Source organism: Actinosynnema sp. NPDC023658 (genome assembly GCF_040639995.1).
Lineage (GTDB): Bacteria > Actinomycetota > Actinomycetes > Mycobacteriales > Pseudonocardiaceae > Actinosynnema.
Genome location: NZ_JBFAAX010000899.1, coordinates 1 through 1,471 on the forward strand (window position 1 = coordinate 1; position 1,471 = coordinate 1,471).

1 protein-coding gene is annotated in these 1,471 nt (G+C 71.4%); it reads right to left on the reverse strand.

Features of this window, described 5'->3' with window-relative positions; all coding sequences use genetic code 11:
- The coding region (locus AB0G02_RS36140) for a LamG-like jellyroll fold domain-containing protein (protein WP_360803759.1) at positions 1 to 1,471 on the reverse strand (1,471 nt) is incomplete at both ends.

A 1,471-nucleotide genomic window follows, 5' to 3' on the forward strand; every position in this document is an offset into this window, starting at 1 on the left:
GTGACCTTGTGCCCGAGCCGCAGCGTGCCACCGCGTTCGACGGTGTAGGTCATGGTCTGGTCGAACCACGCGCCGGTGACGTCCGGTGCGGCCACCCGGCTGTCCACGACGACGCGCACACCGGTGTCGGCCGGTTCCACGCGGACGCCGGTGACGGTGGTGGCGAGCCGGTCCAGCCCGACCCGGCGCCAGTCCTCGCCCTCCGCGTTGCCCCACTTGAACGTCTCGTTGCTGATCGGCGCGCGCCACGCGTCGAGCTTCGGTCCGCCGGCGAGCAGTTCGCGGTCGCGGACCTTGATCGACGACAGCATGCCGGTCTTCTTGTCCACCGTGTAGTTCACGCCCTGGGCCGCCGCGGTGACCGCGCCGGTGTCGTCGGTCGTGACGGTCGCCCGGCCGCCCGCAGGCGCCTCGGTGAGGCCCGGGACCTTCGTGCCGCCCAACGGGAACTGGTCGTGCGCCTGCACGTGCCCGGCCGGGATCATCGGTCGTGCCGCCGTGGTGACCGCCTCGACGGTGAGGAACCGCTCGCGGTCGGCCGGGTTCGGGGGCGCGGGGATCCGGATGGTGCCGGTCGAGTTCGCCGCCACGCGCAGCGGCTGCCGCCCGCTCGTCACGACCCGCGAGCCCTCGGTGACCTCCCACCGCAGGTCCAGTTCGTCGGTGCCGCTGAACTGGCGTTCGTTGAGCACCGACAGCACGCCGTCGGCGTAGCGGAACCGCAGTGGTTGCTGCGCCCACGCCATCTGCGCGGTCTCGGGCTGGGCGTGGCGGTCCGGGCTGATCAGGCCGTCGAGGCCGGACAGGCTGGAGCCGTAGGACAGGTGCGTGCCGTGCTCCTCGACGCGGTCGAAGTCCAGCGCCAGCACCGCGCCGCCGACGGGCTCGGCCGCGTTCAGCTCGGCCGGGGTCAGGGACCGGTCGTAGATCCGGACGTCGTCCACCGTGCCGTGGGCCATCCGCCCGACGTTGGACGGGTCGTTCCAGGACGTCTCGAAGTCGCGCCCGATGTTCACCTCGGCCGACGACGGGTCGATCGCCCCGGTGAACGGCTTGCTCGCCACCTCGCGGCCGTCGATGTAGAGGCGCAGCGCGGTCCCGTCGTAGGTGCCGCTGACCCGGTGCCAGTTGCCGTAGAAGTCGGCGGGCACGGTGGCCTGCACGGCCTGCCAGGTGCCGCTGTGGATGAAGAACTCCAGCGACGTCCTGGTCTTCATCTTCAGCGCGTACTGGTGGTCGCCCTTGCCGACGATGCGGAAGTCACCGCTCCACTCGGCGGGCTTGACCCACGCGTCCAGGGTGACCGCCGTGCCGGTGATGTCGAGCTTGCGGTCGCGGTAGACCTCCACGAAGTCGTCCAGCCCGGACAGGTACAGCGCCTTGCCGCGGTGCCCGTCGACCAGTTCGGGCGCTCCGGTGATGTGCGCGGAGATGTCGTTGCCGGACGAGTCGGGCAGGATGCGGACCTCCT